Here is a 16691-nt window from a genome sequence, read left to right as displayed (position 1 = left end):
GGCCGCCGCTAACCTTGACCGCGATGGCCGTCGTGACTGACCCCCAGCCCCCCGCCCGGACCGACCCGCCCGCGTCGCCCGACGGCGGGCGTCGCCGTCTGGTCGCCATGGCGATCTGGGGAGTCGCCTTCGTCGTCGGATGGCTGGCCATCGGCCTGCCCACCGACCCGGCGTACGCGTTCCTCTGGATCTGGGCCGGCACCATCGCCTGGAACTCGTCCCGGCCGTGGCGCAGTCATCTGCGCTTCGCCCGGGACTGGGTGCCGGTGGTGCTGCTCTTCGCGGTCTACAACCTCTCCCGCGGCTTCGCCGACAACGGCGCCACCCCGCACGCCTACGAGCTGGTCGTCGCCGACCGGTTCATGTTCGGCTGGGCGACCGGCGGGCAGGTGCCCACCATCTGGTTGCAGCAGCACCTCTACCGGCCGGAGGTGCACTGGTGGGACGTGCTCGTCAGCTGGGTCTACTTCTCGCACTTCGTGGTGGCGCTCGCCGCCGCCGCGGTGCTCTGGCTGCGTAACCGGGCGCGCTGGGGGGCGTACATGCGCCGGTGGGGTTTCCTCTGCGCCGCCGGCCTGGTCACCTACTTCGTCTACCCGGCGGCCCCACCCTGGTGGGCAGCGCAGAACGGGTTGATCGAGGAGGTCGCCCGGATCTCCACCCGGGGTTGGAAGGAGTTCGGCATGCACGGCGCCGGCAACCTGCTCAACGCCGGTCAGATCGCGTCGAACCCGGTGGCCGCGATGCCGTCGCTGCACACCGCCTGGGCGCTGTTCGTGGTGCTCTTCTTCTTCAACACGACCCGTCGGCGCTGGTGGCCGCTGCTGCTGGCCTATCCGCTGGCGATGACCTTCACCCTCGTCTACTCGGGCGAGCACTACGTGATCGACGTGCTGGTCGGCTGGGCGTACGTCGGGATGACCTTCCTGGTGGTCGGCCTGGCCGAGCGCTGGTGGGCCGCCCGCCGGGCCCGCCGTGGGCCGCCCGACGACCCGACCCCGGTGAGCGCGGCGGCGACCGATCCGGCCCCAGCCGGCGACGCGGTTTCGGCCGGCGACGCACCGACGGTCTCCGCGACCACCCGCTGACGGGCCGGCCGGCGACCACCCGCTGACGGGCCGGCCGGCGACCTGCCGAGCGCGCCGGTCGGGTCAGCCGGCCCGGCGGGCGGCGTGGCTCCGCCTCGTCAGCTCGGCGGCGATCGCCCAGGCCTCGGCGACGTCGCGGTCCTCGGCGGCCGCGCCCGGGCCGCCCGCGGTGTCCGCGTGCACCGTGGCCAGGCCGAGCCGCCGTTGCAGCGGCCCCTGCACCACCCGCACGCTCTGGATCCGGGCGTACGGCACGACGGCGGCCTGGCGGGTGAGCAGCCCGGACCGGACCGCGAAGACCCGCTCGTGCAGCCCCGCGCCGAGCGCGCCGCGACTGAGCGGGTGCAGCCAGCGTGCCCGCGGCGGGGGCGGGCTGAACGGCAGCCCGGCCAGCTGTACCCCGGGCAGCACCTCGGCGACGATCATCTCGGCGGTGGGCAGCCCACCGACCGGCAGCAGCCGGTCCGGGCGGTTGCGCTCGTCGGCCTCGCCGATCGAGTAGCCGGCCACCTCCAGGCGCAGCCGGAGCCAGCCCTTCATCCGCCAGAGCAGCGGCCAGGTGGCCCGCAGCGTCTGCACCCGGTCCAGCGGGACGGTCTGCGCCCGGGTCTCCAGCAGGCCGTTGCGCACCCGCAGCGTCCCCTCGTCGCGGGCCAGTCGGAAGTTCCAGTCGTCGAGCACCCGGCGCACCGGTTGCAGCAGCACACCGGCCATCGCGGTGAGGGTGCTCGCCACCGCGATGAACGACCAGGAGTCCTCGGAGAGGAACTGCGCCACCACGAAGGCCACGCCGAACGGCAGCAGGAACGCCTGCGGGGTGAGCAGCTGGCTGACCAGCAGGTCCTGGTTGCGCACCGCGTGCAGCGGCCGGCCGGGCGGCACCGCCGCCGGCCCGGCCGCTGCACCCGCCGCGACGGACGGCGGGTGCGTCGGGGCGGCGGTCCCAGCTGCGGCGGCCGGGGCGGCGCCCGGCTGCCCGGCCCGGCCGGCCAGGATCAGCAGCCGTTCCCGCAGCGCGGCGGCGTCGGCCACGCTGAGGTACGCCAGCGGCGCCTCGGTCTTGCCGCCGCCGACCACCTCGAGGCGCAGCTCGGCGAGCCCGGTGAGCTGCGCGAGCAGTGGCCGGACCACCTCCACGGCCTGCAACCGTTCCAGCGGGATGGCCCGGGTCCGCCGCCAGAGCAGCCCCTCGTGGACCCGCAGTTCCCGGCCGACCACGTGGTAGCCGGTGTTGTACCAGCTGATCACCGAGAGCACCGTCGCACCCAACGCCAGGACGGCGACCATCGCGGCGAACCAGCCGAAGCCCACCCGGGACAGCGTCGACCAGGAGAGCCCGGCGATCACCACGACCAGTGACTTGGCCCCGTGCAGCGCCGGGCTCAGCGGGTGCAACCGCCGCCGCGGCTCCTCGGGGCCACCCGGCGTACCGGGCGCGGGCGGTGCGTACGGTCCCGCCGGCTGCGACGCCCCGCCCGGCGGATACGCCACCACCGGGTACGGCGGCGCGCCGCCGTACGACGGCCCGGGGTGCGGCGGCGGCCCGGCGTACCCCGGCCCGGGGTACGGCGGCGGCCCGGGGTACGGGACCGCCGGGTACGGTGCGGCGCCCGGCTCGCGGGGCGTCCCGGGGTCCGGTGCCGACGGACGGGGACCCGGCTCGGCCGGAGCGTCGCTCATCGGGGCGGCCCCACGGTCACCGGCGGCGAGCCGGGCCGGCCGGTCACAGCCCCTCCGCCCGGTCTTCGCCCAGGGCGGTGAGCCGGTCGCGCAGCCGGGACGCCTCGGCCGGCCGCAGCCCGGGCACCCGGGCGTCGCTGGCCGCCGCTGCGGTGTGCAACTGAACGGTGGCCAGGTCGAAGGCGCGCTCCAGCGGCCCGGCGCTGACGTCGACGAACTGCATCCGGGCGTACGGCACGATGGAGAGCCGGCGGACCAGCAGCCCGTGCCGGACCAGCAGGTCGTCGTCGCGTTCGGCGTAGCCCCAGGCGCGGACCGCCCGGACGATGGAGAAGGCCCGGACGGCGCCGAGCAGCAGGGCGACGGCGAGGCCCACGCCGAACAGCCAGTGCCCGCTGAGCGCCCAGCCGATCACCGCCACCAGCACCACGACGGCCAGCACCACGGCGAGCCGGACCAGCTCCACCCAGATCAGGTCCCGGGAGATCGGTTGCCACCGGACGGTCTCCGGCCAGGGTTCCAGCGGCCCGGGGACCGGCCCCGGCGGGCCGGACGGCGGGCCGGGCGTCGACGTTGGCGGCGGTCCGGCGGCGGCCGGCCGCCCGGTGGACTCCGCTCCGGTCACCGGAGAGATCCGTTCTGCGCGCTCACGCTTCGAGCGTAGGCGATCCGGACAGCGGTGCGACCGCACGCAGGAAGCCCCGGGCGTCGAGAAAGTCGCCGAGCGTCTCGCGGTGGGTGGCGCAGGCGAGCCAGGTCTTGCGCCGGTCGGCGTCGTGCAGGCGGGGATTGTTCCACCGCAACGCCCAGACAGCCGGTGCGCGACATCCCTTGGCCGAGCAGATCAGCGGCTCGTCGGCGGGTGAGGGGGAGCTCATCCCGGCCAGTCTAGGTCGGCGGGGAGAGAAGTTGAGCGCCGGGCGGCCACGGGGGGAGCCGCCCGGCGACGGGGTGAATCGTACACGCGGTCAACCGGTACCTGTCCACCCCGAGAATGGCGACTCGACCGGCTGGGACGGCGTGGCGAAAATCGGCTTCTCCCCACCTCGGCACTCAGCCGGGCATGCGAGTCTTGATACGCACCACGCCGCGACAACCGATCATGCTGTGGAGGACCGGTGGCCCAGCCGACCACGCCCGACGCCCCGACACCGAACGGGGCGGCACCGCAGCCGCCCGCGCCGGCGACCACTCCCGCCGAGGACGCGACCCTGCTGGAACGGGCGCTCTTCGAGATCAAGCGGGTGATCGTCGGGCAGGACCGGATGGTGGAGCGGATGGTCGTCGCCCTGCTCGCCCGCGGTCACTGCCTGCTGGAGGGGGTCCCCGGGGTGGCCAAGACGCTGGCCGTGGAGACCCTCGCCAAGGTGGTCGGCGGCTCGTTCGCCCGGGTGCAGTTCACCCCGGACCTGGTGCCGGCCGACATCATGGGCACCCGGATCTACCGGCAGTCCAGCGAGAAGTTCGACGTGGAGCTCGGTCCCGTCTTCGTCAACTTCCTGCTCGCGGACGAGATCAACCGCGCGCCGGCCAAGGTCCAGTCGGCGCTGCTGGAGGTGATGAGCGAGCGGCAGGTCTCCATCGGCGGGGAGACCCACCGGGTGCCGGACCCGTTCCTGGTGATGGCCACCCAGAACCCGATCGAGCAGGAGGGTGTCTACCCGCTGCCGGAGGCGCAGCGGGACCGCTTCCTCATGAAGATCGTCGTCGGCTACCCGACCGACGCCGAGGAACGGGAGATCGTCTACCGGATGGGCGTCGCCGCGCCGGAACCGTCGGCGGTGTTCAGCACCCCCGACCTGATCGCGCTGCAACGCAAGGCCGACCAGGTCTTCGTGCACAACGCGCTGGTCGACTACGCGGTCCGGCTGGTGCTGGCCACCCGCGCCCCGGCCGAGCACGGCATGCCGGACGTCGCGCAGCTGATCCAGTACGGCGCGAGCCCGCGCGCCTCGCTCGGGCTGGTCCGGGCCACCCGGGCGCTGGCGCTGCTGCGCGGCCGGGACTACGCGCTGCCGCAGGACGTCCAGGACATCGCCCCGGACATCCTGCGCCACCGCCTGGTTCTCAGCTATGACGCGCTCGCCGACGACGTGCCGGCCGACCACATCGTGCACCGGGTGATGTCCACCATCCCGCTGCCCTCGGTCGCGCCCCGGCAGCAGGCCACGCCGACGCCGACCGTCGCGCCGCCGGGCGCCGGGTGGCCCGGGCCGCGCCCGTGACCTCAGCCACCCCTCGCCCCGCCACCGGCGACCGGTCCGAGGTCGTGCTCTCCCGGCTCCAACTGCTGGTCACCCGGAAGCTCGACGGCCTGCTCCAGGGCGACTACGCCGGCCTGCTGCCCGGCCCGGGCAGCGAGGCGGGAGAGTCGCGCGAGTACCGGCCCGGCGACGACGTGCGCCGGATGGACTGGCCGGTGACCGCGCGTACCACCATGCCGCACGTCCGGCGGACGGTCGCCGACCGGGAGCTGGAGACGTGGCTGGCGGTGGACCTCTCGGCCAGCCTGGACTTCGGCACCGGGCAGTGGCTCAAGCGGGAGGTGGTGGTGGCCGCCGTGGCCGCGATCACCCACCTGACCGTCCGCGGCGGCAACCGGATCGGCGCGGTGGTCGGCACCGGCGGCGGCGCCGCCCCACCGACCGGCCGCCGCCGTGGCGTACCGCCGGCGGCCGGGCCGGGCGTGCTGACCCGGCTCGCCGCCCGCAACGGCCGCAAGGAGGCGCAGGGCCTGCTGCGCGCGATCGCCGGCACCGACGTGCGGCCCGGCCGCAGCGACCTGGGCGCCCTGGTCGACATGCTCAACCGGCCGCCCCGGCGACGCGGCGTGGCGGTGGTCATCTCCGACTTCCTCGCCCCACCGGAGCAGTGGGCCCGACCGCTGCGCAAGCTGCGGGTGCGTCACGACGTGCTGGCCATCGAGGTGGTCGACCCGCGCGAGCTGGAGCTGCCCGACGTCGGGGTGCTGCCGGTGGTCGACCCGGAGACCGGCGAGCTGCACGAGGTGCAGACCGGCGACCCGGCGCTGCGCCGCCGCTACGCCGAGGCGGCGACGGCCCAGCGGGCCGCGATCTCCGCCGCGCTGCGCGCCGCCGGCGCCGCGCATCTGCGCCTGCGTACCGACCGAGACTGGCTGCTGGACATGGTGCGCTTCGTGGCCGCGCAGCGGCACGCCCGCACCAGGGGGACGACACGATGATCCGTTTCTTGCAACCGTGGTGGCTGCTGGCCGTGCTGCCGGTGCTCGCCCTCGCCGCGCTCTACGTGTGGCGGCAGCTGCACCGCCGGGCGTACGCGATGCGGTTCACCAACGTGGACCTGCTGCGCACCCTCGCCCCGAAGGGGCTGGGCTGGCGCCGGCACGTGCCGGCCACCGCGTTCCTGCTCTGCCTGCTGGTGCTGGCCACCGCCCTGGCCCGTCCGGCGGTGGACACCCGGGAGCCACTGGAACGGGCCACCGTGATGCTCGCCATCGACGTGTCGCTCTCCATGCAGGCCGACGACGTGGCGCCGAACCGGCTGGAGGCCGCCCAGGAGGCGGCCAAGCAGTTCGTCGGCGAGCTGCCGGAGAGCTACAACCTGGGGCTGGTCTCGTTCGCGAAGTCGGCGAACGTGCTGGTGCCGCCGACCAAGGACCGGGGTGCGGTGACCAGCGCGATCGACGGGCTGGTGCTGGCCGAGGCGACCGCGACCGGGGAGGCCGTCTTCACCTGCCTGGAGGCGATCCGGTCGGTGCCCGCCGACGGCGCGGCCGAGATCCCGCCGGCGCGGATCGTGCTGCTCTCCGACGGCTACCGGACCTCCGGCCGCGCGGTGGAGGAGGCGGCTGCCGCCGCGCAGGCGGCCAACGTGCCGGTCTCCACCATCGCGTTCGGCACCGACGGCGGGCAGGTCGACATCGGCGGGCAGTTGCAACGCGTCCCGGTGGACCGGCTGGCCCTGGCGGAGCTGGCCGAGACCACCGAGGGGTTCTTCTACGAGGCGGCGTCGGTGAGCGAGCTGAAGCAGGTCTACCAGGACATGGGCAGCTCGATCGGGTTCCGTACCGAACCTCGGGAGGTCACCCAGTGGTACGCCGGGGTGGCGCTGCTGCTCGCGCTCTGCGCCGGCGCGCTCAGCCTGCTCTGGTCGTCCCGGATGCTGTGACGGCCGGCCGTCCTCGTGGCCGGCCGGGTTGAACTCGGTCGACCGCGAGGGCGGCGGGTCGGTGTCGGGGAACGGCGCGGTGTGCGGGTCAGTGACCGGCGAGGACGAAGACGATGGCCACCCAGACGGCGGCGAGGGTGAATCCGAGCGGGGCGATGTAGCGGCTCATGAGGGGGCTCCGGGTGGCGACTGGACGGCCCATGGGCAGGGGCGGTCCGTTGAATGGATCAGGACGCGCACACGAAGTCGTGACCGGGCGGCTCCCGGGGCCGCCCGGGGTGTGGGCGGCGCAGCTCACGATCCCCGGCGCAGGGCCGGGGAGCGGAACGGGCGGGAGCGGAGCTGAGTCAGCTCACCTGCTGGAGCCGTGGCTCAGCGGGGCTGACGATCGGCCCGGCCACGACTAGGAGGATCGCTATCTCGCACAGCGATCACCTCCTGCGGTCGGCGGGGCCCGGAACGTTGATGATCGTACACCCGGGGATGCCCCGCCGCGCACTCGGCCGACCGGCCTACCGCGCCCCCTCCCGGTGGCCGAGGCCCCCCCGTGCCGGCCGGCTCCGGACATCCCGCGGGTCGTACCACGGTACGACGTCGGGGTGGTTAGTGATTACCCTGCGGTAACGCCTAGTCTCCAAGCCGCAGCGATCTCTGGAGAGGAACCACCGTGGCTCGTACAGTGCTGGTTACCGGAGGTAACCGGGGGATCGGCCTGGCCATCGCGCAGGCCTTCGCCAAGCAGGGCGACCGGGTAGCGGTCACGTACCGCAGCGGCGAGGCCCCCGAGGGCTTCTTCGGCGTCCGGTGTGACGTGACCGACGCCGAGTCGCTGGACGCGGCGTTCACCGCGATCGAGGGGGAGCTGGGGCCGGTCGAGGTCCTGGTCTCCAACGCCGGGGTCACCGACGACACGCTGCTGCTGCGGATGTCGGAGGAGCAGTTCACCCGGGTGCTGGACACGAACCTGACCGGCGCGTTCCGCTGCGCCAAGCGCGCCTCGGCCAAGATGCTCCGGGCCCGGTGGGGCCGCATGATCTTCGTCTCCTCGGTGGTCGCGCTGTCCGGCGGCGCCGGTCAGGTCAACTACGCCGCCAGCAAGGCCGGCCTGGTCGGTGTGGCCCGCTCGATCACCCGGGAGCTGGGCAGCCGCAACATCACTGCCAACGTGGTCGCGCCGGGCTTCATCGACACGGACATGACCGCCGTGCTGACGGACGAGCGCAAGGCGGAGATCCGCAAGTCGATCCCGGCGGGCCGGATGGCGACCCCGGACGAGGTGGCCGGCGTGGTCACCTGGCTGGCCGGCGACACCGCAGGCTACATCTCCGGCGCCGTCATCCCGGTCGACGGCGGCCTCGGCATGGGCCACTGACGCAGATCACCACGACTCAGACGGAGGAACTCCTGCATGTCCGGACTCCTGGCCGGTAAGCGGCTGCTGGTCACCGGCGTCATCACCGACGCCTCGATCGCCTTCTCGGTGGCGAAGCTCGCCCAGGAGAACGGGGCGCAGGTCGTGCTGACCGGCTTCGGGCGGCTCTCCCTGGTGGAGCGGATCGCCAAGCGGCTGCCCGAGCCCGCCCCGGTGATCGAGCTCGACGTGACCAACCCGGAGCACCTCGCCGGGCTCGCCGACAAGGTCCGCGAGCACGTCGACGGGCTCGACGGGCTGGTCCACTCGATCGGCTTCGCGCCGCAGAGCTGCCTCGGCGGCGGCTTCCTCGACGCCCCGTGGGAGGACGTCGCCACTGCCCTGCACGTCTCGACGTACTCGTACAAGTCCCTCGCGGTGGCCGCGCTGCCGCTGATGTCCGCCGGCGGCGCGGTGGTCGGGCTCACCTTCGACGCGACAAAGGCGTGGCCGGTCTACGACTGGATGGGCGTGGCCAAGGCCGGGCTGGAGTCGGCCTCCCGCTACCTGGCGCTGCACCTGGGCAAGCAGGGCATCCGCAGCAACCTGGTCTCCGCCGGTCCGCTGCGGACCATGGCCGCGAGGTCGATCCCCGGCTTCGACCAGTTCGAGGAGGCCTGGACCGAGCGGGCCCCGCTGGGCTGGAGCCTCACCGACCAGGAGCCGGCCGCCCGGGCCTGCCTGGCCCTGCTCTCCGACTGGTTCCCGGCCACCACCGGCGAGATCGTGCACGTCGACGGCGGCTACCACGCCCTCGGCGCCTGAGCCGCGCCCGTCGACGGCCCCCGGGCAATCCGGGGGCCGTCGCCGGGTCGGCATCGGCCGCGGGGAAGAATGAGGCCATGGCGTACGACGCGGTGGTGCTGGTGAGCTTCGGAGGGCCGGAGCGGCCCGAGGACGTGATGCCGTTCCTGCAGAACGTCACCCGGGGACGCGGCGTGCCGCCGGAGCGGCTGGCCGAGGTCGCCCAGCACTACCAGCACTTCGGTGGGGTCTCCCCGATCAACCAGCAGAGCCGGGAGCTGCTCGCCGCGATCCGGGCCGACTTCGCCGCGCACGGCCTCGACCTGCCGGTCTACTGGGGCAACCGGAACTGGCACCCGATGCTCGCCGACACGGTGACGCAGATGCGCGACGACGGGGTGACCAACGCGCTCGCCTTCGTCACCAGCGCCTACGGCGGCTACTCCTCGTGCCGCCAGTACCAGGAGGACATCGCCGCCGCCCGGGCCGCGGTCGGCCCGGACGCTCCGATGATCGAGAAGCTCCGCCAGTTCTGGGACCACCCGGGCTTCGTCGAGCCGCACGTTGACGCGGTGCGGGCGGCGCTGGAGCAGCTCGACCCGGCGAAGCGGGACAGCACCCGGCTGGTCTTCACCGCCCACTCGGTGCCCACCTCGATGGCCGCCAGCGCCGGCCCGCACGGCGGCCGCTACGAGGCGCAGCTGCGCGAGACGGCCCGGCTGGTGGCCGCCGCGGCGGCGCCCGACCTGCCGTACGACCTGGTCTGGCAGAGCCGCTCCGGCCCGTCGCACGTGCCGTGGCTGGAGCCCGACGTCAACGACCACCTGGCGGCGCTGGCCCAGGCGGGCGCCACCACCAGCGTCGTGGTCAGCCCGATCGGGTTCGTCTCCGACCATCTGGAGGTGGTCTGGGACCTGGACACCGAGGCGTTGGAGACGGCCAAGCAGCTCGGCCTGGACTTCGTCCGGGCGGGCACTCCCGGCACCGACCCGCGCTTCGTGGCGATGGTCCGGGAACTGGTCACCGAACGGACCGACCCGGACGGGGTACGGCTGCGCCGACGCCTCGGCGAGTTGCCGCTCTGGGACACCTGCCCGGCGGTCTGCTGCGTGCCGCCCCGCCGCCCGTGACACCGACCCGACCCTCAGACCCCTTGGGATGACCGATGCATGACCGCAAGCCCGTGGAGAGCTGGCTCACCGACATGGACGGCGTCCTGGTGCACGAGGGGCAGCCGGTTCCCGGCGCGCCCGAGTTCATCAAGCGGATGCGCGCCTCCGGCAAGCCGTTCCTGGTGCTCACCAACAACTCGATCTACACGCCGCGCGACCTCCAGGCCCGGCTCAGCCGGATGGGGCTGGACGTGCCGGAGCAGGCGATCTGGTCGTCCGCGCTGGCCACCGCGCAGTTCCTCGGCGACCAGCGGCCGGGCGGCACCGCGTACGTCATCGGCGAGGCCGGGCTCACCACGGCCCTGCACGCGGTCGGCTACGTGCTGACCGACTTCGCCCCCGACTACGTGGTGCTGGGGGAGACCCGCACCTACAGCTTCGAGGCGATCACCAAGGCGATCCGGCTGATCAACGACGGGGCCCGCTTCATCTGCACCAACCCGGACGTGACCGGCCCCTCCGTCGAGGGCGCGCTGCCCGCTGCCGGTTCGGTGGCCGCGATGATCTCCAAGGCGACCGGCGTCGAGCCGTACTTCGTCGGCAAGCCCAACCCGATGATGATGCGATCCGCGTTGAACACCATCAACGCGCACTCGGAGAGCACCGCGATGATCGGCGACCGGATGGACACCGACATCCTCTGCGGCCTGGAGGCCGGGCTGGAGACCATCCTGGTGCTCACCGGGATCAGCACCCGGACCGAGGCGGAGCGCTACCCGTACCGCCCGTCGCGGATCGTCGACTCCGTCGCCGACCTGATCGACGAGCTCTGACCCGGCCCGAGGCGCCGGCCGAAGGATGAGCGTGGTGGTCACCGAGGACCTGTCGCGGATCGTGCTGGTCGACGACCTACGTTCGTCGACGGCGGCACGGCGATGATCGACAGAAACCTAATTGCTGCGTTTGCTGGCGTCGAGGGCGGCCTGCTCCACGCGCTGGCGGTAGTCCAGCCACCATGACTCGTCGGCGGGGGGCAGGTTGTCGTTCCTGGGCAGCAGCCCGGCCGCGCCGTCGATGAGTTCGCGCACGATGTCGGCGTGGCCGGCGTGCCGTTGTGTTTCCGCGATGACGTGGACCAGGACGTGGTGCAAGGTGACCGCCGGATCGCCCCACCACGGCACGCGGCCGACATCATTCAGCGCGAGGGCTTCGATGGTGGCGTCGGCGTGGGCGCTCGCGCGACGGTACAGAGCGACGATCTCCTCGCGGGTCTCATCCGCGGTCGCCCACATGTCGGCATTGGTTTCCGCTTCCTCGCCGACGTACGGCAGCTCCTGCCCGAACGGCCGGCCGAACACGACGCCGAAGTAGAGGATCTCGCAGGCCGCCGAGTGTTTCACCAGACCGAGCAGGTTGGTGGCGGTCCGGGTCAGCGGGCGGCGGATGTCGTATTCGCTGAGCCCGTCGAGCTTCCACAGCAGCGCGTCGCGGCCACCCTTCAGGTAACTGTGCAGGTCTTCCTTCATGGCGCCACTATGGCATCCGTTGGATGTCGGCACTGCCCCGCTCGCGGACGGGCGGACCGGCCACGGCAGCCTGTTGTCGAGCCGTCCAGTTAGGACGTTCCGGGCTACAGAGGGCTTGCCGCTCTTGGCGATGATGTATCGCATGCAGGACACCGTCGCCGTCGCGCTGGTCGCATCCCTGTCCACGCTTGCCGCAGCCGCCATCACCGGGCTGATCGGTGTGTGGGCCTCGCGGCTGCAGATGGCCAACAGCCTCGCCGTCGCTCGTGCCGAGCGAGCGGAGCAGCGCACGGCGCGCAGGGACCAACTTCGCCGGGATTCGTACGTGGGCTTTCTCAGCGCCTGTGATCAGGCCTATCGACGTCTCGACGGGAACTGGCTGCAGCAGGATCACGATGCGATCCGGTCGACGCCCAGCGAGACGTATCTGGCCCTGCGGACCCTTGACGAGGCCTACAACCTCGTCCTCCTCGAGGGGCCGGACGAACTCGCCCGGGAAGCGGAGCTTGTCATGAGAAGCATCAACGACGAGTGGCGGCTACAACTCCGACTGATCCGCGATGCGCGTTCCGATTCGGCGGATGCTCCCTTGTCCGCCCTGTTCCCGCCGGAGCGGCTCACCGCGATCGAGGAGCGGACAAGGCGCAGGGACTCGTTCGTCACGGCGGCCCGAGCTGCCCTGGCTCAGGCCGCCTAGGGTCTGCGCTTACGCTGCAGGCATGTTCCGTGCGGCTCGGCCTGGCGACTTCGAGCAGATCATCCGCCTCTACCGGCAACTGCAGCCCGACGATCCGGTTCTCAAGGACGGCTCTGATGCGGCGGCCTTCCAGCAGATCCTGGGCTCTCCAGCGCTGCATCTCTTCGTGCTCGAACGGGATGGGGCCGTCGTCGCCACGACGTACCTCAACGTGATCCCCAACATCACCCGGTCGGCGTCGCCCTACGCCGTCATCGAGAACGTCGTCGTCGAGGAATCGCGGCGAGGAACAGGCCTGGGTCGGGAGATCATGGCAGGCACGCTTCAAGCCGCGTGGGATGCGGGCTGTTACAAGGCGATGCTGATGACCGGCTCGCGCAGGCCGGCGACGCACGCCTTCTACAAAGCCTGCGGGTTCTCCGACGACGTCAAGACGGCGTACGTGGCTCGACCGTCGTGACGCGGCGCGCCGGCGGCCACGGCCGGGCCGTCGGTCGGTCTCCGGCCTGGCCAGTTCACGAGGCTCGCGCCCTGGCCAGGACCGGGTGTCGAGGGTGACGGCGGGTCAGCACGACGCCGGTGGGATGCTCTGCTCGTACTGGAAGACGTTGTGCGGGTCGTACTTGCCCTTGATCTTGCGCAGCCGGTCGTAGTTGGATCCCCAGTAGGCGGTTTCCCATTCCGCCATGCCGATGTTCGGCACATTGACGTAGGCCCCGTCCACATAGGGTCGCAGCGCCTGGCTGAACTCGGCGATCCAGGTCTGGGCGATCGGGGTGAGGGCGTCGCCGCTGTCCGGCTCTCCGCGGGTGCCCCAGCCGGCGCCGGGCTCGGAGTAGAAGAGCGCGTCGCGGTGCGGGAACGCCGCGCCGCCGCGCGGTTCCCTCGTCTGGGCCCCGGTGCCGAAGGCCTGGGTGAAGAAGTTGCTGTCCTCCGAGGGGGCCTTCTCCATGAATTCGCGGATCAGGCTGATCGCCTGCTTCGGGAAGGGCTCGTTGGTGAACTGCGAGAAGAACTTCCAGTTCGCCGGCTCGTCCTCGGTCGGGATCTGGAATCCGGCATATACGTCGCCCCAGGCCCCGGTCTGCAGCGTGACGGCGGGGTTGCCGATCGAGAGCAGCGGTTCCAGTAGTTCTCGCACCTCTGCGTCCCGTCCGTCCGCGAGGACGCCGAAGAGCAGGATCTGGGATTTGTGGATCTCGAGCTGGGTGCCGAGGCGGTAATCGCTGAACGGTGCGGTGCGCTGCCAGGTGTCGAAGACCTCGTGCAGGTTGTCGAGGCCTTCCCAGGTCGCCTGCAGGTAGGCGACCTCTTTCAGTGGAGCCACCTTGTAGGTGAGTGAGGTGACGATCCCGAAGTTGCCGTTTCCCGCTCCGCGGAGCGCCCACAGCAGGTCCGAGTGATTGCCGAGGTCCACCTCGGTCGCCCGCGCGCCGTCGGCTCCCCACGCGACGACGATCTCCGCCCCGATGAGGTTGTCGCAGGCCATGCCGAGGTAGCGGGTGAGGAAGCCGAAGCCGCCGCCGAGGGTGGCACCGGACAGGCCCACGCTGCCTTCCGTTCCGGTCGTCACCGCGAAACCCTGATCGCTGAGCGCGGTCACCGCCTCCAGCTGGTTGAGCCCGGCGCCGACCTTCGCGGTGCGGCTGGGAGGGTCGATCTGGGCCGACTTCAGCTCGCTGACGTCGATGACGATGCCGTTGTCCACATTCGACCAGCCTTCCAGGCTGTGCCGGCCGCTCCGTACCCGCAGCGCCACGTCGTTCTGCCGCGCCCAGGTGAGGGCGTTGACCACGTCCTGGGTCTCCTGGGCGAAGACGATGACCAGCGGATAGCGGACGAAGAGTTCGTCCCAGCCGAGGCTCGCCCGCGCATATCCAGGGTCGGTCGGCCGGACGATGCGGCCGGTCAACTGCGCCGGTGGGCATTTCTCGGTGGAGGACCAGCCTGGTCCGTCCGCAATGGCCGGAGTGCCTCCGGACACCAGGCCCGGGAGAACGACCGCTCCGGCGCCAACGGCTGCCGTCGCCTTGAGCAGCTCGCGACGAGAAAGGTCGTGCATGGTCCGCATCCTCTCGATCGGGTTTCGCCGGTCTGCGACCAAGAGGACTCTTGTCTTCCAGCCGGCGCGCTACCGACGGTAATACGAGAGGTTTGTCCGAGTTTGTGAGACCTTGTCACGGAACCCGGTCGGGTGACCTGGCCCGCCTCCTCTGGGCGGACAGGCGTTGGCCGCTGAGGGTTTCCCGGCAGCTCGGAGACTTTCGATCGTGGACTGACGCGCCCTTCCGGCAGCCCAAGGTTTGGCGCGCGTACCAGCGCCTGTCGCTACCGGTTCGGCCTCTGCCGGCGCCTGATCATCCAGCCGAGGAGCAGGACCTCGACGACGGCGAGGGCCCAGGCGAGCGCGGCCCGCATCGCGGTGCCTCCCGTCAGGGGCGCAGCGGGGCGTTGCAGGCCGCGACCAGCGCCTGCCGGCACGCCGTGGTGAGTGGCCGCAGCGCCGCGTCGCGCTGCTGGGCCTCGTAGTTGTTGATCGCGCCGCCGGGTGCGGCGTGCCCGGCCAGCGCGAGCACCCGATCCAGCACGGCGGCCCGGGCGAAGAGCCGGCGGGCCCGCGGGTCGAAGCCGGGCGGAAGGTCGGTGGCGCCGTCCGGGCGGCGCAGCGCCTCCAGCGCCCCGGCCAACTCGGGCCGCCACTGGGCGACGTCGAGCCGGGTCAGTGCTGCCGTCGTCTCGGCCAGCGCGGCGGCCAGCTCCGCCTCCGCCTCGGCGGCGCCGGGCAGGGTCAGCGAGGCCGCCGGGGCGTTCGGGGGCAGTGGGTAGACCCGCCAGAGCACCGTCTCGAAGGTGTCGCCGGAGCCGGAGGTGTGCATGCGGACCTGCGGGATCAGGCCCAGGGTGCCGGCCACCACCGCTTCACCGGCGAGCAGCGCCGCGCCGGCGAAGTCGCCGGGGCCGGGCAGCCCGCGCGGGTCGCCCGGGGCGGGCAGCACCAGGCGGATCTCGTCGGGCGAGAGCTTGGCCAGGGTGGGCAGCGCGTCGCCGAGCGGGACGTCGGTCCAGGTGCCGGGGGCGTCGGCGACCAGGTGCTCCTCGTCGCCGGCGATCGCGTCGGCGACCTCGTCGTAGGGCACCAGCCCGGCGCGCCATGCGCGTATCCAGGCAACGAACCGGCTCGACCGGCGGGGCGCCAGCGTCGCCGCGCCCGTTGCGGGGGTGGACATGCCGAAAGGGTACGTGGTCACCACCGGCCGTGTCTCGGCTGCCGCCCCGGCCGCGCCGCGTGCCCCCAACTGCCCGCTTCGCCCCCGTCGCGCTACCCAGCCCAGCGTCGATCATGCAGTCGTGGTGGGCGTTCTCGGCAGATCGTGACGGTTCGTGAGGCACCACACCTGCGTGATCGACACAGCGGGTCGGCGGCGCGTCGGGGTGTCGGGGGAGGCGACGGCGGTTAGCTTGATCTACATGGGGCGGCGGTACGAGAACGACGTGTTGGCGGGGGACTGGCGGCGGCGCAAGGCCGTGCCGGAGGTCGATGCCGAGCCCGACCTGGTGGTCGAGGACGCGGACTCCGGCTTCTGCGGCGCGGTGGTGGGTTTCGAGCAGGGTGCGGTGGTGCTGGAGGACCGGCACGGCCGGCGGCGCAACTTCCCGCTGCTGCCGGCGGCGTTCCTGCTCGACGGCCGGCCGGTGACGCTGCGCCGCCCGACCCGGACCACGGCGCCGGCGCCGCGCCGCCGGACCGCCTCCGGTTCGATCGCCGTGCAGGGGGTACGCGCCCAGGTCGCCAAGGCGAGCCGGATCTGGGTTGAAGGGGTGCACGACGCCGCGCTGGTCGAACGGATCTGGGGCGACGACCTGCGGATCGAGGGCGTGGTGGTGGAGCCGCTGGACGGCATCGACGCGCTGGCCGCGGAGGTGCGCACCTTCGGGCCCGGGCCGGGACGACGGCTGGGCGTGCTCGTCGACCACCTGGTGCCGGGCAGCAAGGAGAGCCGGATCGTGGCCGGGGTCACCTCCCCGCACGTGCTGGTCACCGGGCACCCCTACGTGGACGTGTGGCAGGCGGTGAAGCCGGCGGCGCTCGGCATCGCGGCCTGGCCGGTGGTGCCCCCGGGACGGCCGTGGAAGGAGGGGGTCTGCGCGGCGCTCGGGGTGGCCGAGCCGGCCGACCTGTGGCGACGGATCCTGTCCCGGGTGGACAGCTTCGCCGACGTGGAGACCCCGCTGATCAACGCGATGGAACGCCTGATCGACTTCGTCACCGAGCCCGCGGGCTAG

The 16691-nt window shown here is 72.6% G+C and carries 17 protein-coding genes; 11 read left to right on the top strand and 6 right to left on the bottom strand.

The annotated features are described in order from the left end of the window. The first annotated feature begins 23 nt into the window (after window positions 1–23). Entirely contained in the window at window positions 24–1088 is a 1065-nt protein-coding gene (locus tag AB0C04_RS29680; RefSeq protein WP_357061006.1) for a phosphatase PAP2 family protein, read from the top strand. 63 nt (window positions 1089–1151) lie between these two features. Here the strand turns inward: AB0C04_RS29680 and AB0C04_RS29675 are convergent, their stop codons facing one another. From AB0C04_RS29675 to AB0C04_RS29665, 3 genes are read right to left on the bottom strand one after another with little or no spacing between them, the layout of a single operon-like run. Then, complete coding sequence (locus AB0C04_RS29675; protein WP_357061003.1) at window positions 1152–2768, bottom strand: PH domain-containing protein; 1617 nt, start codon at window positions 2766–2768, stop codon at window positions 1152–1154. Between the two features lie 43 nt (window positions 2769–2811). Further along, entirely contained in the window at window positions 2812–3393 is a 582-nt protein-coding gene (locus AB0C04_RS29670) for a PH domain-containing protein (protein ID WP_357060999.1), read from the bottom strand. A 22-nt stretch (window positions 3394–3415) separates the two neighbouring features. Beyond that, window positions 3416–3646, bottom strand: a complete 231-nt coding sequence (locus tag AB0C04_RS29665; protein WP_357060997.1) for a hypothetical protein — start codon at window positions 3644–3646, stop codon at window positions 3416–3418. Between the two features lie 240 nt (window positions 3647–3886). On the opposite strand from AB0C04_RS29665, the gene AB0C04_RS29660 reads away from it, so the two are divergent. From AB0C04_RS29660 to AB0C04_RS29630, 7 genes are all read left to right on the top strand, one after another. Further along, window positions 3887–4993, top strand: coding sequence for a MoxR family ATPase (locus AB0C04_RS29660; RefSeq protein WP_350872805.1), 1107 nt, complete (start codon window positions 3887–3889; stop codon window positions 4991–4993). Then, window positions 4972–5970, top strand: coding sequence for a DUF58 domain-containing protein (locus AB0C04_RS29655; RefSeq protein ID WP_357060994.1), 999 nt, complete (start codon window positions 4972–4974; stop codon window positions 5968–5970). The genes AB0C04_RS29660 and AB0C04_RS29655 overlap by 22 nt, the downstream gene beginning before the upstream one ends. After that, window positions 5967–6917 carry a VWA domain-containing protein gene (locus AB0C04_RS29650; RefSeq protein ID WP_357060992.1) on the top strand — a complete coding sequence of 317 codons (951 nt, stop codon included), beginning with the start codon at window positions 5967–5969 and terminating at the stop codon, window positions 6915–6917. The genes AB0C04_RS29655 and AB0C04_RS29650 overlap by 4 nt, the downstream gene beginning before the upstream one ends. Before the next feature lie 667 nt (window positions 6918–7584). Then, window positions 7585–8289, top strand: a complete 705-nt coding sequence (gene fabG, locus AB0C04_RS29645; protein WP_281573264.1) for a 3-oxoacyl-ACP reductase FabG — start codon at window positions 7585–7587, stop codon at window positions 8287–8289. Between the two features lie 36 nt (window positions 8290–8325). Further along, window positions 8326–9093, top strand: coding sequence for an enoyl-ACP reductase FabI (gene fabI, locus AB0C04_RS29640; protein ID WP_357060989.1), 768 nt, complete (start codon window positions 8326–8328; stop codon window positions 9091–9093). A gap of 77 nt (window positions 9094–9170) precedes the next feature. Continuing rightward, window positions 9171–10202, top strand: a complete 1032-nt coding sequence (locus tag AB0C04_RS29635) for a ferrochelatase (RefSeq protein WP_357060985.1) — start codon at window positions 9171–9173, stop codon at window positions 10200–10202. A 35-nt stretch (window positions 10203–10237) separates the two neighbouring features. Beyond that, window positions 10238–11017, top strand: coding sequence for an HAD-IIA family hydrolase (locus AB0C04_RS29630; RefSeq protein WP_350872822.1), 780 nt, complete (start codon window positions 10238–10240; stop codon window positions 11015–11017). 117 nt (window positions 11018–11134) lie between these two features. Here the strand turns inward: AB0C04_RS29630 and AB0C04_RS29625 are convergent, their stop codons facing one another. Next, window positions 11135–11710, bottom strand: coding sequence for a DinB family protein (locus AB0C04_RS29625; protein ID WP_357060982.1), 576 nt, complete (start codon window positions 11708–11710; stop codon window positions 11135–11137). 142 nt (window positions 11711–11852) lie between these two features. Between AB0C04_RS29625 and AB0C04_RS29620 the strand changes: the two genes are divergently transcribed. After that, window positions 11853–12407 carry a hypothetical protein gene (locus tag AB0C04_RS29620; RefSeq protein WP_357060979.1) on the top strand — a complete coding sequence of 185 codons (555 nt, stop codon included), beginning with the start codon at window positions 11853–11855 and terminating at the stop codon, window positions 12405–12407. A 22-nt stretch (window positions 12408–12429) separates the two neighbouring features. Further along, window positions 12430–12867: a GNAT family N-acetyltransferase gene (locus tag AB0C04_RS29615; protein ID WP_357060977.1), complete on the top strand. Its 438-nt coding sequence runs from the start codon at window positions 12430–12432 to the stop codon at window positions 12865–12867. Between the two features lie 105 nt (window positions 12868–12972). On the opposite strand, the gene AB0C04_RS29610 is transcribed toward AB0C04_RS29615, so the two are convergent. Next, a complete protein-coding gene (locus tag AB0C04_RS29610) occupies window positions 12973–14469 on the bottom strand; it encodes an FAD-binding oxidoreductase (RefSeq protein ID WP_357060974.1) in 1497 nt (498 codons plus the stop codon). A gap of 370 nt (window positions 14470–14839) precedes the next feature. Continuing rightward, window positions 14840–15634 (bottom strand): hypothetical protein, encoded by a 795-nt coding sequence (locus tag AB0C04_RS29605; protein WP_357060971.1) that lies wholly within the window; start codon window positions 15632–15634, stop codon window positions 14840–14842. A 241-nt stretch (window positions 15635–15875) separates the two neighbouring features. On the opposite strand from AB0C04_RS29605, the gene AB0C04_RS29600 reads away from it, so the two are divergent. Then, the gene (locus AB0C04_RS29600; RefSeq protein WP_357060969.1) at window positions 15876–16691 is read left to right on the top strand and encodes a DUF3097 domain-containing protein; all 816 of its coding nucleotides are present in this window, start codon (window positions 15876–15878) and stop codon (window positions 16689–16691) included.

It is taken from the genome of Micromonospora sp. NPDC048909 (assembly GCF_040649635.1).
Lineage (GTDB): Bacteria > Actinomycetota > Actinomycetes > Mycobacteriales > Micromonosporaceae > Micromonospora.
The sequence above is the reverse complement of the archived record's forward strand: the minus strand, read 5'-3'. Positions and strand labels throughout refer to the sequence as shown.

Excerpts from the sequence above, each read along its gene's own strand:
- AB0C04_RS29680 (WP_357061006.1), top strand. The coding sequence starts at position 24 with ATGGCCGTCGTGACTGACCCCCAGCCCCCCGCCCGGACCGACCCGCCC.
- AB0C04_RS29675 (WP_357061003.1), bottom strand. The coding sequence starts at position 2,768 with ATGAGCGACGCTCCGGCCGAGCCGGGTCCCCGTCCGTCGGCACCGGAC.
- AB0C04_RS29665 (WP_357060997.1), bottom strand. The coding sequence starts at position 3,646 with ATGAGCTCCCCCTCACCCGCCGACGAGCCGCTGATCTGCTCGGCCAAG.
- AB0C04_RS29650 (WP_357060992.1), top strand. The coding sequence starts at position 5,967 with ATGATCCGTTTCTTGCAACCGTGGTGGCTGCTGGCCGTGCTGCCGGTG.
- fabI (WP_357060989.1), top strand. The coding sequence starts at position 8,326 with ATGTCCGGACTCCTGGCCGGTAAGCGGCTGCTGGTCACCGGCGTCATC.
- AB0C04_RS29635 (WP_357060985.1), top strand. The coding sequence starts at position 9,171 with ATGGCGTACGACGCGGTGGTGCTGGTGAGCTTCGGAGGGCCGGAGCGG.
- AB0C04_RS29630 (WP_350872822.1), top strand. The coding sequence starts at position 10,238 with ATGCATGACCGCAAGCCCGTGGAGAGCTGGCTCACCGACATGGACGGC.
- AB0C04_RS29625 (WP_357060982.1), bottom strand. The coding sequence starts at position 11,710 with ATGAAGGAAGACCTGCACAGTTACCTGAAGGGTGGCCGCGACGCGCTG.
- AB0C04_RS29620 (WP_357060979.1), top strand. The coding sequence starts at position 11,853 with ATGCAGGACACCGTCGCCGTCGCGCTGGTCGCATCCCTGTCCACGCTT.
- AB0C04_RS29615 (WP_357060977.1), top strand. The coding sequence starts at position 12,430 with ATGTTCCGTGCGGCTCGGCCTGGCGACTTCGAGCAGATCATCCGCCTC.
- AB0C04_RS29610 (WP_357060974.1), bottom strand. The coding sequence starts at position 14,469 with ATGCACGACCTTTCTCGTCGCGAGCTGCTCAAGGCGACGGCAGCCGTT.
- AB0C04_RS29605 (WP_357060971.1), bottom strand. The coding sequence starts at position 15,634 with ATGTCCACCCCCGCAACGGGCGCGGCGACGCTGGCGCCCCGCCGGTCG.
- AB0C04_RS29600 (WP_357060969.1), top strand. The coding sequence starts at position 15,876 with ATGGGGCGGCGGTACGAGAACGACGTGTTGGCGGGGGACTGGCGGCGG.